Below are 13,161 nucleotides of genomic sequence, written 5' to 3' on the forward strand. Positions count from 1 at the left end.
CCAGGGCGTTTCCCGAACCTATCATTTCGATCGGATCCGCCGGTCGTTGCCGATCATTTTGATAGACACACGGCGACGTACACCGCGGGATCGCGGCGTCGGCGGGAACGACTGGCGAAGAGGGCGCAGGACCCGGGGTCAGCGCCCCTCGCCGTATCGTGCCTTCAGTCCCGACCAGGACCGCTCTTCGGTCGACACGATGCCGTCGAGCACCGCGGACCGGTCCTGGCCGTCGACCCGGATCGGGCCGGCCTCCGCCGACAGGTCGACCGTCAGCAGGGTGGTGACGAAGAAGGGGTCGCCCGACAGCTCCATCTGCACCGCCTCGAAGCTCCCCTCGGGGATCGTCACCGTTCGGGGTGCTCCGACGCGCACGTAGAGATTGAACGAGACCCCTCCGGCCGTTCCCTGGAGGAGCTGGGTGTTGCCCCCGGCCCAGGCGGGGTCGAAGAGCACCTCGTCGGGCTCGAAGACCAGGCTCAACGCGGGCTCCACCTGGCCGGGGCAGAACAGTGTGGCGGTGTCGACGGTGAGGCGTCCGTTCGGTTCCACGTCGGCGACCCAATCGATCACGCAGCCCTGGCCGATCACGACGAAGGATGCGCGCCCGGCGTCGAAGGGATCGATGGCGAGCCGGGACTCGTCGGCCACGTTGCCGAACACGTAGGTCCGCGGTGCGTCGTCGGGCCAGTAGTCGGCGGCCGGAGTCGGCGTGGCCGCCGCCACGAGGAACATCAGGAACAGGGCGCAGGAGACCCACCGGGCGGCGGTCGCCGCCGGGGGCCACGAAGTCCTCATGATGACGTCTCCGCAGGGGGATTCGGGACGGCGACAAGAGTAGGCGATCGTCGCCCGCCGAGGCAAACCGGCTACTGCTCGCTCAACCGTTGCACCGCGTCGCGGGGGCCGACGGCCACGACCATGTCACCGAGTTGCAGCTCGGTGTCGGGTCCTGGAACCATCTCCACCCTCTGATCGGTGAGCGATCCGTCCCGCCGGCGACGCAGCATGACGATCTGCACACCGAGCGTCCGGCGCACGTCGAGTTCACGCAGCGATCGGCCCACGAAGGACCCCGGCACGTCGACCTGCTTCATCCAGTGGTCCTCGCCGAGGTGGATGGCGTCGGCCTCGCTGCTCGAGAGACCACCGGCGAGTTCGGCCACCATGTCGCGCTTCATCAACTCGCGATGGTAGGCCTCGAGCAGGTGTGCACGCGTGACGGTCCCGAGGAAACGACGCGACTCGAGATCGGTGACCACCGGCAGCTCCTCGCGGTTCTTGCCACCGAAGATCCGCATGACACGATCGAGGTCGTCCTCGGGCGTGACCACCGGAACGTCGTCGCGCGCGAGGTCGGCGGCGATCACCAGATCACGCAACGTTCCGGCGTCGACCAGGGCATTGCGCATCTCCGGGGTGCCGATCGCGCCGACCAGGCGGTCGTCGTCGTCGATCACGTAGAAGTAGGTGATGCCGTCGCGCGTCGCGGCGTCGACGATCTCACCGAGGTGCGTGGACGGCTGCACCGTCGCCGCGTGCTCGTCCATGACCTCGTGCACACGCAACGAGCGCAGGACGTTCACCTCGCGGCCCGCGCTCAGGTCGATCCCGCGGCGCAGCAGCTTGTGGGTGTAGATGTTGGCCTTGTCCAGACGGGTCGTCACCAGCGTCGACAGGATACACGCGGCCATGAGGGGAACGATCAACGAATAGTCGTAGGTCAGTTCGAAGATGATCAGGATGGCGGTGAGCGGCGCGTGCGTGGCGCCGGCCACCACCGCTCCCATGCCGACGAGCGCGTAGGCCCCGATCGGTCCCGACCACTCCGGCATGATCTGGTTGGCCACCCATCCGACGAGACCGCCGGTCATGGCCCCGATGAAAAGCGACGGCGCGAACACACCCCCCGAACCACCGGCCGCCAGCGTGACCGACGTCATCAGGACCTTCACCACCAGGAGGACCCCGAGCATCCGCAGCTCGAGCTCACCGCGCAGCGCGCCCTCGATCGCCTCGTAGCCCACGCCGAAGATCTCGGGGAACTGCAGGCCGACCACGCCGACCACGGCGAAGCCGATCGGCGTCAACAACCAGCCCGGCACCGGGAGTCGCTCGGCGACGTCCTCGAAGCCGTAGAGGACCCGCACGAAGGCCACCGCGACCACGGCCGCGACCACACCGAGCACGGCGTAGGCGAGCATCTCCACCGGGTGCCCCATGCCGTAGTCGGGCACCACGAAGGCCGGGACGTCGCCGAGGTGCACCCGGGCGACGACGGTGGCGACGACCGAGGCGATGACGATCGGGCTGAAGGCGCTCACCGCGAAGTCGCCGAGGATGATCTCGACGGCGAAGATCGCGCCGGCGATCGGCGCGTTGAAGGTGGCCGCGATGCCGGCCGCTGCGCCGCAGCCGACGAGTGTGCGCAGGCGCCGGCCACTGACCTTCAACACCTGGCCCAGCGTCGACCCGAGGGCCGCACCGATCTGCACGATCGGTCCCTCGCGGCCCACCGAGCCTCCGCTGGCGATCGACACCGCCGAGGCCAGGCTCTTCACGATGACCACGCGAGCACGGATGAAGCCGTGGTTGAGCGCGACGGCGGCCATGACCTCGGGCACGCCGTGACCCCTCGCCTCGCGCGCGAAGAAGTGCACCAGCGGTCCCACGATCGCCCCGCCCACCACCGGGACCAGGACGACCCACCACCACGGCTTGTCGCGGACGAGATCGAGGGTGAGGGGGACCTCCGACCAGGCGACCTCCTGCAGGGAAGCGATCAGCCAACGGAAGGCCACGGCACCGTAGCCGCCGAGGACCCCTACGACGAGGCCGGCGACCACCATGAAGGTGCGCTCGCTCATGCGCAGGCGCGCGAGTGGACCCCCGAGGGCCCGCGTCGAGACGATGTCGCGGTCGTGGTCCATGGGAATCCCGGTCCGAGCGGAAAGCTCGCAGCCTAGCACCATGGCGCGAGGACCGCACGTGCGAGGGGGCGCCTCGCCGGAGACGCCCCCTCGCCGATCCTCCGATCGGTGCGGCTCGTGGTGTCGGTGATCGGTTCCGCTCGACGGGGCGCTGCGAAACCCCGGTTCGGTGCATCACCCGGCCGGTCTCGGCACCGGGGCCAGGCGCGGGATCGGTCGGTCTCCGTGGGGCCGCCGCGGGAGGTGTCGCTCGGGGCAGGGTGTGGGGCAGCGGGAGCACCGACGCCGCGCACCCTAGCGTTCCTGCGTGAAGCTACCCTGAATGCCCGATGAAATCCCGCCGAAGCTACGGCCGAAGGCCACAACAGTAGAGCCCCAGGTCGCCCGAGCGACCGTCACTCTTCCAGACCGAATCCACGTGCAACCCGTTGTTTTCCAATAGTCTCACCAGGGTGTCCGGCTCGAAATGGTGGACGTAGCGGACTCCCCGGCCGCCCTGGCGCCAGTCCACGAGCAGGTCGCCCGGTTCCACGGCGTCGTCGTCGAGGTCGATCGTCGACCAGGGGAGGATCCGATCGGCGAAGCGCGGCCGGTGCAGGATCTGCCAGACCGACACCGCCCACCGGCCGCCGAGCTCGAGACAGGCGGCGAACTCGCGGACGAAGGCGGCCCGCTCCGCGGCGCCCGGCACGTGGTGGAGCACCGAGAAGCTCACCGCGTGGCCGAAACGCCCGACCTCGCGGTGCCACGGCGTGCCGACCAGGTCGACCTCGCGCAGGTCGAAGCCCGGCTGGTCCGGGCGCGGACGCGCACCGAGCAGCGCCGCGGCGTTGTCGAGGCCCAGGTAGCGCGACCGACCGTCCACCCAGGCCGGTCCGAGGGTGCCGTCGACCCACGCGTGACCCACCCGGGCATCGCCGCAACCCACGTCGAGCAGGTCGCCCACCGCACCCCAGCGTTCGAAGGTCGCCACGATCCCCGGGTGCAGTCGGCTCCGCGACGCCGAGAACTCTCCGGCGAATTCCTCGTAGAACGCGCGGTTCAGGGCGACCAGACGACGAACGATGGCACGGTCCACGGTCTTCTCGCTATCCTCTGCACATGAAGCGACCCACCGATCTCTCCGCGACCGCCGTGGTCGAACTCGGCGAACGCCTCGGTCCCGCCCTCGACACCATTGCGGAACTCGAGCGCGTGGACGACCAAGCCGTCCTCAAGGTGCTGCGCGCGCACCCGCGCCCCGGCGGAGGACTCTACCGCAAGAGCGAGCTCGTCGCCGCCTACCAGCACCAGGTGCGCGCGGGTGTCCGCACGGCCGACGACGAACTGCTGCGCCGGATCCGCATGAAGCCCGTGCGCACGCTCTCCGGGGTGACCCCGGTGACGGTCCTGACCAAGCCGTGGCCGTGCCCCGGCCGGTGCATCTTCTGCCCGACCGACGTCCGCATGCCCAAGAGCTACCTGCACGACGAGCCGGGGGCCATGCGCGCCGAGCAACACGGCTTCGACCCCTTCGAGCAGGTCGCCTCGCGCATGGACGCCTTCGAGGCCAACGGACACACCGCCGAGAAGATCGAGCTGCTCGTGCTGGGCGGAACGTGGTCGAGCTATCCGCGGGACTACCAGGAGCACTTCCTCCGCCGCTGCTTCGACGCCATGAACGGCCGCGACGCGGCGTCGATCGACGAGGCCCACGCCTGGAACGAGAGGGCCGCGCGCCGTAACGTCGGGCTCGTGCTCGAGACCCGGCCCGACCACGTCGACGCCGGCGAGATCCGGTGGCTGCGCTCGCTGGGCTGCACCAAGGTCCAGATGGGCGCCCAATCCCTCGACGACCGCGTGCTGGCGATGAACCGGCGCGGGCACACCGTCCAGCAGATGCGCGACGCCATGACCCGGCTGCGCGCCGCGGGCTTCAAGCTGGTGCTGCACTGGATGCCCAACCTGCACGGCGCCACGCTCGAGAGCGACCGCGAGGACTTCGAACGCCTGTGGAGCGACCCCGCGCTGCGCCCCGACGAGATCAAGATCTACTCGACCCAGCTGCTCGAGAAGGCCGAGCTGTACGAGGTGTGGGAGCGCGGCGAGTACCGGCCCTACGACGAGCAGGACCTGATCGAACTGATCATGGACTGCAAGGAGCGCGTCCCGGAGTACTGCCGGATCAACCGCGTGTACCGTGACATCCCCGGCGGGAACGTGGTCGAGGGCACGCGGCTCACCAACATGCGCCAGGTGATCCAGGACCGCATGCGGCGCGAGGGGCGCGCGTGCCGCTGCATCCGCTGCCGCGAGGTCAAGGGACACACGCCCGAGGTCGTCGAAGCGAACGACCGGCGCTACGACACGATCGGGAGCGTGGAGCACTTCCTGTCGTACGACACGCCCGAGGGCGCGCTCGCCGGCTACCTGCGGCTGTCGCTCCCACACGAGCCGGGATGCGCGCTCGGCAGGTCCCTGGGCATGGACGAACTCCACGGTGCGGCGCTCGTGCGCGAAGTGCACGTGGTCGGACCCGCCCAGGAACTCGGCCGCCGCGGCCACACGCGGGCCCAGCACCGCGGCCTGGGGCGTCGTCTGCTCGAGAGCGCCGAGGACATCGCGCGGTCGCAGGGTTACCGCCGCATGGCGATCATCGCGTCGGTCGGCACGCGGCGCTACTACCGCGCCCGCGGCTACGAACTCCAGGGGACCTACATGGTCAGGGATCTGTCGCGGCCGCTACCGCCCGAAGACGCGGGTTCCTCGGCCTCGGCCTGAAGCAGTTCGCTGCCTTCGCCGACCTTCCGGGCGATCCCGCAGAGTTCGAAGCGGGTGCCGTCGGTGGGTTGGAGCAGTTCCACGCGCAACCCGGCGCCGCGGAGCACCTGCTCGAGCCGTGCCGGCGTGAAGGCCGTGCGATGCGCCATGGTGTCCTCGCCCTGTGCGATACTCCGCCCGTGACCGAAGAGCACGTCGAGCGGCGTGATCGGACCCAGGGCCGACTGGTACAGCGGCTCGTCGAGCTCGGCGCCGTCGACCACGGCCTCGAACACCGCCTTCACGTGGGGGACCCGGACTTCGACGAACCCACCGACCCGGAGCACCCGCTCGACCTCGTTCAACACGACCGTCGACTCGTGGCGCTCGAAGTGCTCGAGGAGGTGGGCCATGAACACGGCGTCGAACCGTTCGGACGCCAGCGGGGACAGGTCGCGCACGTCGGCCACGACGTCCGGACCGGTGGCCGGATCGACGTCGAGCGTCACGACGTCGAAGTCCCGGTAGTGATGGGGCAGGCCGCGGTGGCAGCCGGCGCCAACGCTCAGGCAGACGCGCCGTTGCATGGTCTCGCCTCGTCCTGGTTGCGGGAACAATTGCGGGATCCCGCCCATCCCCAGCATGGAGCGTTCCGGCCGCGGCCGGACACCACTCGCCACCGCGCGGCGTCCCCCGTAGTGTGGGGGTGACCCCTCGACGACGACGGAGTGCACATGGAGCAGATCTGCAACATCGGGCCCAAAGGGGTCCGCAAGCGCATGTGGCTGGGGATCCCGCTGATCGCCGTCGGCGTGGTCGCGTCGTTCCTCGACAAGAGCTTCTTCGGCCAGGTGATCGCCTTCTTCGGCTTCCTGTCGTTGTTCCAGGCGACCGATTGCACCTGAGTGGGCATGGCCGCGCGCGGTGCGCGCGAAACGGACGAGGGTCGCGAGCTGATCGACGATCCCGACGAGGCCGCGTTCTTCCAGAAGAGGGCGCGGCGGATCTACCTGAAGGCCTTCCTCGCCACCCTCGCCCTGCTGCTGGCGGGGCGCGCCTGGCTGCACTGGATGGGCTGAGACCGTCCCACTGGTCCCGGGATTGCAGACGAATGGCCGTGCGGCCCGTTCGTCGGGGCCGCCGTGTGCCCCTCATCCTGCGAACCGAAGACCACGATGGCTCGTGAGCCCGACACTGCTTTTCCGGCGCCGCCGAACGGTGACCTCCGGGAAGAGCTCGACCGCTGCCGCGCCGACGCGCGTGCGATGCGCCGGCTGGCGGAAGAGCCTGCCGACCGGGCGCTCGTTCTTGCCCGCGACGGCTCGGTGCTGTTCGCCCGCGGCGAGTGGCGCGGCGACCTGCACGAGGGGACCAACGCCTTCGAGGCACTGGAGCCGGCGGTGGCCGCGCGCCTGCGCGAGGGATGCGAGCGCGTCGTGTCCGACGGAAGCCGCGTGCGACTCGATCCGCGGGCACCCGAGGAGCCGGTGACGCCCCGTGCCTTCGACCTCGAGGCGGTGGGAGCGGCCGGCGACCCGACGGCCCGCGTGATCGTCCGCTGTTCGCAGCCCGAAGACGCGCTGCGCCAGCACTTCGAGCGACAGCGATCGCTGCTGGAGTCGATCAGCCGCAACATCGACGAGGGGATCTTCCGCAGCACCTACGAGTCGGGGTTGGTGTACGTGAACGACGCCTTCGCGCGGATGTTCGGGTACAGCGTCGAAGAGATCCTCGAGGTCTCCCCGTCCGACCTCTACGCCGAGCCCTCCGAGCGAGAACGCCTGGCCGCCCTCGAGCTCGAGACCGGCGAGTTGCGCAACGCCGAGGTCCGCCTGCGCCGCAGGGACGGAACCATCTTCCACGGCCGCATGAGCAGCCGCCCGATCTACGTCGACGACGAGGTCGCGTACTACGACGGGGCCGTGTCCGACGTCACCGAGGAGCACGAGGCCCGCCTGGAGCTCGAGGAGTTCCGCGAACGCCTCAACGGTCTCATGGACAACTCGCCCCTCGCCTGCATCGAGATGACGCGCAAGGGCGTGATCAGCGACTGGAATCCCGCCGCCACGCGGATCTTCGGCTACGACGCCGAGGAAGCCCTCGGGCGCGACATGCGTGAGCTCCTCCTGCGCGACGTCGACCAACAGCCGGTGGCGGTCACCTGGGACGCCCTGCTCGCCGATCGCGGCGGGCGCCACATGGTGAACCAGAACTCCCGCCGCGACGGGGGCGTGATCACGTGCGAGTGGTACAACACCCCGCTCTACGACGAGAACGGCACCGTGACCCACGTGCTCGGCATGGCGCAGGACGTCAGCCGGCGCATCGAGAACGATCGTGAACTCAAACGATTCGCCGCCGACGTCGAGCAGGCCAAGATCCGACTGGAACGACAGGCCACCGAGCTGTCGATCACCGTGGCCGAACTCGAGGAAGCCCGGAAGCAGGCCGAGGAGGCCACGCGCGCCAAGGGTGAATTCCTCGCGAACATGAGCCACGAGATCCGCACGCCCATGAACGGCGTGATCGGAATGACCAGCCTGCTCATGGACACCGAACTCGACGAGGATCAGCGCGAGTTCGTCGACACCATCCATCGCAGCGGCGAAGCCCTCCTGAACATCATCAACGAGATCCTCGACTTCTCCAAGATCGAGGCCGGCGCCCTGTTGATCGAGGCCGTGCCCTTCGATCTGTGGCGCTGCGTCGAGGACTCCGTGGAGGTCATGGCCACGCGCGCGGCCGAGAAGTCCGTGGAGCTCGTCCTGCGGATCGACCCGATCGTTCCCCGCTTCGTCGAGGGCGACGCGTCGCGATTGCGCCAGGTCGTCGTGAACCTCGTGTCGAACGCCGTGAAGTTCACCGAGCGCGGCGAGGTCGTGGTGCGGATGTCGGCCCGCGGCTCCGACGGTGTCGTCATCGCCGTGCACGACACCGGCATCGGAATCCCCGCGGACAAGCTGGACGCCTTGTTCGAGCCCTTCACGCAGGTCGACGCGTCCACCACCCGCCGCTTCGGCGGAACGGGCCTCGGCCTGACGATCTCGCGCCGGCTCACCGAGATGATGCGTGGCAACCTGCGGATCGAGAGCGAGGTCGGCCAGGGTACGACCTTCTACCTCGTGTTCCCCTTCCCCGTCGCCGACCCGCCCACCGATGCACCCCTTGCCCCCGACCCCCGCTCCGCGGTCGGTGCCCGGCCCGTGACCGTCGTGTGCCGCCACCAGGAGACCCGGCACTGGATCGAACAGCTCCTCCGTCACTGGGGTGCCGAAGTGTCCGCTTTCGTGTCGGGGACCGAGGCCATGCTGTGGTCCGCGCAGGGAGGACGCGCCGACGTGTGGGTCGTCGACCGGTCGCTCGGCGACATGGAAGGGGTCGAGCTCTGCCACACCATCCGCGCGGAACGACCCGACAGCCGGATCGTCTTCGTCTCCGACGTGCTGTCCCGCGCGTCGTCCCCGGTCATCGACGCGCGCCTGAGCAAGCCCGTCCGCGCCGACGCCCTCGCCACGGTCCTGATCACCCACGCCGGTGTCCTCGGGACCGGCCCGACCCCGGCTTACCGGAAGGGCGTACCGAGGCTCGATCTGCGGGTCCTCGTGGCCGAGGACAACGCCGTGAACCGCAAGGTGGCCGCGCGCATGCTGCAGAATCTGGGACTCGAACCCGACGTCGTCGCCGACGGGAGCGAAGCCGTCGACGCAGCGCTCCAGCGCGACTACGACGTGATCCTGATGGACCTGCAGATGCCCGGGATGGGCGGCATCGAGGCCACCCGCCGGATCCTGTCGTCGAGGGGAAGCGCCAACCGTCCCCGCGTGATCGCCATGACCGCGAGTGTGAGCGAGGACGACCGCGACGCCTGCATCCGGGCCGGTATGGACGACTTCCTGTGCAAGCCCGTCGAGGCCGCAGCCCTGCAGACCGTGCTGACCTCCGCGCCCCGGACCTCGGTCGGCTGAGCTATTCCTCTTCGTCGGAGCCGGCGGGGACCTCGCCGCGAAGACCCGCCGGCAGATGGCCCGCAGCCCAGAGCACCTGCTGTGCGAGACCGCGGATCATGGCGGCTTCGCGCTGCTGGAGCTTCGCCCGTGCGAACACCTCGGCCCAGCTCCTGACCATCGGATCGACGGTGTGCGGGTATGCATAGGAGATCGCGAGGAAGGACGCGCGCAGGTGCGACAGCATGGCGTCGACCTCCTCCGCCGTGGCCGGCGGCGACACCGGCGGTCGCTTCGTGCGTCGGGGATGGAGTCGCGGTGCGCCGCCGCCGTGGGCCGTCCACGCCAGCAGTAATTCGTAGCCGCACAGCAGCACCGCCTGCGAGAGGTTGTAGCTCGGATGGTCCGGGTGCGAGGGGATCCAGATCACGTCGCTGCACAGGTCCAGTTCTTCGTTCGTCAGACCGTCACGCTCACGGCCGAAGACCAGTGCCGTGGAGAGCGGTTCCGGATCCGCCGAGCGCACCCAGTCCTCGGCGAAGTCCCGCAGGGCACGGCTGTGCCGTCGGTGACGCTGCCGCGCCGTGAAGCCCACCACCCGCCGCGTGTCCCGCACGGCGTCCAGCATCGTGGCGTGCCGCTCGGCCGCGGCCAACACGTCCTCGGCCCCGTGGCCGAAACGCTGCGCTTCCTCGTGGTCGCGGTAGGAGGGGGCGACGAGATGCAGTGGACCCAGGCCCGTGTTCTTGATCGCGCGCGCGGTCGAACCGACGTTGCCACCGAACATCGGTTCCACCAGCACCACTCGGCATGCCTGGATCACGATCGTCTCTCCGTTCCCGGCGCGCGACGCGACGCCGCACCGTTCAGGGTCGTGGGTCCGTCGACGCGATCGCCTTCGCGAACCCGACCAGCTCGGCGATCGAAGCTCCGCGCGGGACACGCTCGAGGTCGCCGGTCAACGCCTCCCCCTCCAGCCCCTTGCCCCCGATGATCAACGGGCACGCCGAGGCGGCCGTCTCCCGGGCCAGGGCCTCCAGCTGGGAACGGATCGTTCCCGAAGCCAGCGGAAGGTTCACGCTGACCCAAACCAGTCGAGCGCTGCGAAGACGGGCGGCGAGCGCCAGACTCGCGCCCGGCGTATTCGGCCCCAGGTGGATCGCGTCGATTCCCTCCGTGGTCAGCGCCGTCGCCGCTGCGAGGGACGCCAGCAGGTAGGGATCCCCCTCCAGCGCACCACCGATCGCGACCATCGCACCGGCGGGGGCGGGGAACAAGCTCCGCAGCTGGTTCAACGCCTGGTTGACGATGTCACTGGCGCGGTGCTCGACGACCAGCCCGTCCTCGGAGTGCTGCCACCGCGTCCCGATCTCCTCCATCGCCCCCCGGACCGGCCCGTCTGCGATCGCCGCGACCGAGTCGCCCCCCAGGTAGAGGCCCAGTACGAGGGCCAACGCCCGTCGCTCGTCCCCCTCGACGAGCACGTCCGTGAGTTGCCGGGTGGCTTCCTGCTGGCGGTCGCGCTCGGGAAGCATCACTCCGGCCAGATCGGGAAAGCCCAGCGCATCCGGAGCCACGAGTTCCAGCGAACTGCTGCGTACGAAGCGGAGCGCCTCGGTCAACGGAATGCGCCGGTGCCCGCCCGCGGTCCGCGCGGCACGCACCCGGCCTTCGTCGACCCAGCGCTTCATCGAGCTCTCGCTGACGCCCAGCGCCTGCGCGAGCTTCCGCGGTGTGAGCGATTGTTTCATGGGCCTCGCATCCGGGTGAACGTTTTGAACGATTATAGAGGGTGGGCGATGGCGACGGCAAGCGGCCGTTCGCGGAACCCGTGGGACCACGGGGGTCGTCCCCGATGGCCGACTCGTGACGCCGCCCTTCCGTTCCTTCCACCTGCGGGCCGTTCCTTCCGGCGGCCCTCTCCTGTCCGACCCTTCGCCGCTCCGTTCGGGAGTGGCGTATGGCGTTCCGGTTCTTCCTTCCAGGAACCGGAGGACCCGATCCGTTCTGTGCGAACGAAACGAGGAGAGTAACCATGCGACTCTGGGGACACCGCTTCCTTCTGTTGCTGGGCGTCGTGACCTTCGGCCTGGGCTTCACCGGCTGCGACGACGATGACGACGACAACCCCACCGATCCCGGTGGAACGGCCGAGACCGCACTCGTGCGCGTGGCGCACCTGTCGCCCGACGCCGGCACCGTGACCGTGATCATCAACGAGGGTGAGGGCGACGAGGTGTCGCTGCCCGGCGTGGAGTTCGGCGACTTCAGCCCCTACCTCGAGGTCCCGGCCGTGGCCGCCGGTACCGACTACACCGTCAAGGTGCGCACCGCCGGCGGTGCCGACGCGATCGACACCGTCGTCACCGTGGTGGCCGGTGACATCGCGACCATCGCCGCCGTCGGGCCCGCGGCTTCGATCGCGGCCGAGGTCTATCCCGAGAATCCGGCGGCGAGCGCTTCGGTGGCCCGTCTGAACTTCGTGCACGCCGCCGACCCCGTCGGTGACGTCGACGTGACCCTCACCGACGGCAGCGCCCTGTTCTCCGGCGTCGCCTTCCGCGATCGGGCGTCGAACACCCTAGAGGTCCCCGGCGGGAGCTACGACCTGCAGGTCCGCGCTGCCGGTACGAACACCGTGGCGCTGAGCTTCGACGACGTCGCGGTGCAGAGCGGTGTGGTCTACACCGTGTGGGCCGTCGAGCTGCCGAGCGGCGAGATCACCGCGCTCGTCTCCGTCGACGACACTGGTGCGGCCACGACCACCGTGCTGACCCTCGATCCGGCCGTCGTCGATCTGCGCGTGGCGCACTTCTCGCCCGACGCCCCCAATGTCGACGTCTACCTCGACGGGGCCCTCGTCGATGCGCTGGTCAACGTTCCCTACGAGGCCGTGAGCAGCTTCCTCGACGTGAGCGCTGCGACGCATCAGATCGAGGTCTTCGCCCACGGCGCCGACCCGGCCGCCGCCGACCCGGTGATCGACGAGACGGTGACCCTGCTTCCCGGCGTTCAGTACACCGTGGCCGCGACCGGCTTCCTCGGAGACATCGGCGCGACCATCGTCACCTACGAGGGCGACCTTCCCGACACGGGCAATGCCCTCGTGCGCTTCGTGCACGCCAGCCCCGACGCCCCGACCGTCGACATCGTCGTCGACAGCGTCGACCCGGAACTCACCCTGTTCGACGACGTGAGCTTCGGCGACCCGGCGACCGCGTTCCAGAGCGTCGGCGCCGGCAGCTACGACCTCGAGGCTCGGATCGCCTCGTCGGGTGACGTGGCGCTCGACCTCAACGGGGTGGCCTTCGAGGACGGTGGCATCGTCACGATCTTCGCGATCGGGTCGGTGGGGAGTGTGGATACGCCGTTGGGGGTTGTGGTGGCCAGCGAAGCCCCCGCCCCCACCCTCAACCGGTGATCTGTGCCTCCGAGATTGTGCATTCCCCAGCGGGGCGGGCCCATCGGCTCGCCCCGCTCGTTTCGGCCCTCAGAACGCGTACTTCAGCTCGTGTCGGCGGTTCACCGGCAGTTCCCGTGTCTCGATC

The 13,161-nt window shown here is 69.6% G+C and carries 11 protein-coding genes; 5 read left to right on the forward strand and 6 right to left on the reverse strand.

The genetic code is table 11. The annotated features are described in order from the left end of the window. Nucleotides 1-138: 138 nt before the first annotated feature. The 3 genes from VKA86_18095 to VKA86_18105 all read right to left on the reverse strand — a co-directional run bounded on the left by VKA86_18095 (nucleotide 139) and on the right by VKA86_18105 (nucleotide 4,008). On the reverse strand, nucleotides 139-798 hold the full coding sequence (locus tag VKA86_18095; GenBank protein ID HKK73119.1) for a hypothetical protein: 660 nt from the start codon (nucleotides 796-798) through the stop codon (nucleotides 139-141). Between the two features lie 71 nt (nucleotides 799-869). After that, complete coding sequence (locus VKA86_18100; GenBank protein HKK73120.1) at nucleotides 870-2,930, reverse strand: chloride channel protein; 2,061 nt, start codon at nucleotides 2,928-2,930, stop codon at nucleotides 870-872. Between the two features lie 346 nt (nucleotides 2,931-3,276). Next, on the reverse strand, nucleotides 3,277-4,008 hold the full coding sequence (locus tag VKA86_18105) for a class I SAM-dependent methyltransferase (protein ID HKK73121.1): 732 nt from the start codon (nucleotides 4,006-4,008) through the stop codon (nucleotides 3,277-3,279). Nucleotides 4,009-4,031: 23 nt separating this feature from the next. On the opposite strand from VKA86_18105, the gene VKA86_18110 reads away from it, so the two are divergent. Continuing rightward, nucleotides 4,032-5,690 (forward strand): tRNA uridine(34) 5-carboxymethylaminomethyl modification radical SAM/GNAT enzyme Elp3, encoded by a 1,659-nt coding sequence (locus tag VKA86_18110; protein HKK73122.1) that lies wholly within the window; start codon nucleotides 4,032-4,034, stop codon nucleotides 5,688-5,690. On the opposite strand, the gene VKA86_18115 is transcribed toward VKA86_18110, so the two are convergent. After that, nucleotides 5,624-6,256 (reverse strand): class I SAM-dependent methyltransferase, encoded by a 633-nt coding sequence (locus VKA86_18115; protein ID HKK73123.1) that lies wholly within the window; start codon nucleotides 6,254-6,256, stop codon nucleotides 5,624-5,626. The two genes, VKA86_18110 and VKA86_18115, sit on opposite strands and share 67 nt — an antisense overlap. A 147-nt stretch (nucleotides 6,257-6,403) precedes the next feature. On the opposite strand from VKA86_18115, the gene VKA86_18120 reads away from it, so the two are divergent. From VKA86_18120 to VKA86_18130, 3 genes are all read left to right on the forward strand, one after another. Continuing rightward, a complete protein-coding gene (locus tag VKA86_18120) occupies nucleotides 6,404-6,574 on the forward strand; it encodes a hypothetical protein (GenBank protein ID HKK73124.1) in 171 nt (56 codons plus the stop codon). 6 nt (nucleotides 6,575-6,580) lie between these two features. Further along, nucleotides 6,581-6,748, forward strand: a complete 168-nt coding sequence (locus tag VKA86_18125; GenBank protein HKK73125.1) for a hypothetical protein — start codon at nucleotides 6,581-6,583, stop codon at nucleotides 6,746-6,748. Between the two features lie 96 nt (nucleotides 6,749-6,844). After that, nucleotides 6,845-9,634, forward strand: a complete 2,790-nt coding sequence (locus tag VKA86_18130) for a PAS domain S-box protein (protein ID HKK73126.1) — start codon at nucleotides 6,845-6,847, stop codon at nucleotides 9,632-9,634. A gap of 1 nt (nucleotide 9,635) precedes the next feature. On the opposite strand, the gene VKA86_18135 is transcribed toward VKA86_18130, so the two are convergent. Then, a complete protein-coding gene (locus VKA86_18135; protein ID HKK73127.1) occupies nucleotides 9,636-10,436 on the reverse strand; it encodes an RNA methyltransferase in 801 nt (266 codons plus the stop codon). A 43-nt stretch (nucleotides 10,437-10,479) separates the two neighbouring features. Further along, nucleotides 10,480-11,364 carry a B12-binding domain-containing protein gene (locus VKA86_18140; GenBank protein ID HKK73128.1) on the reverse strand — a complete coding sequence of 295 codons (885 nt, stop codon included), beginning with the start codon at nucleotides 11,362-11,364 and terminating at the stop codon, nucleotides 10,480-10,482. A 284-nt stretch (nucleotides 11,365-11,648) separates the two neighbouring features. On the opposite strand from VKA86_18140, the gene VKA86_18145 reads away from it, so the two are divergent. Continuing rightward, on the forward strand, nucleotides 11,649-13,034 hold the full coding sequence (locus VKA86_18145) for a DUF4397 domain-containing protein (protein HKK73129.1): 1,386 nt from the start codon (nucleotides 11,649-11,651) through the stop codon (nucleotides 13,032-13,034). Nucleotides 13,035-13,161: the final 127 nt, after the last annotated feature.

It is taken from the genome of Candidatus Krumholzibacteriia bacterium, from assembly GCA_035268685.1.
Classification (GTDB): domain Bacteria; phylum Krumholzibacteriota; class Krumholzibacteriia; order JAJRXK01; family JAJRXK01; genus JAJRXK01.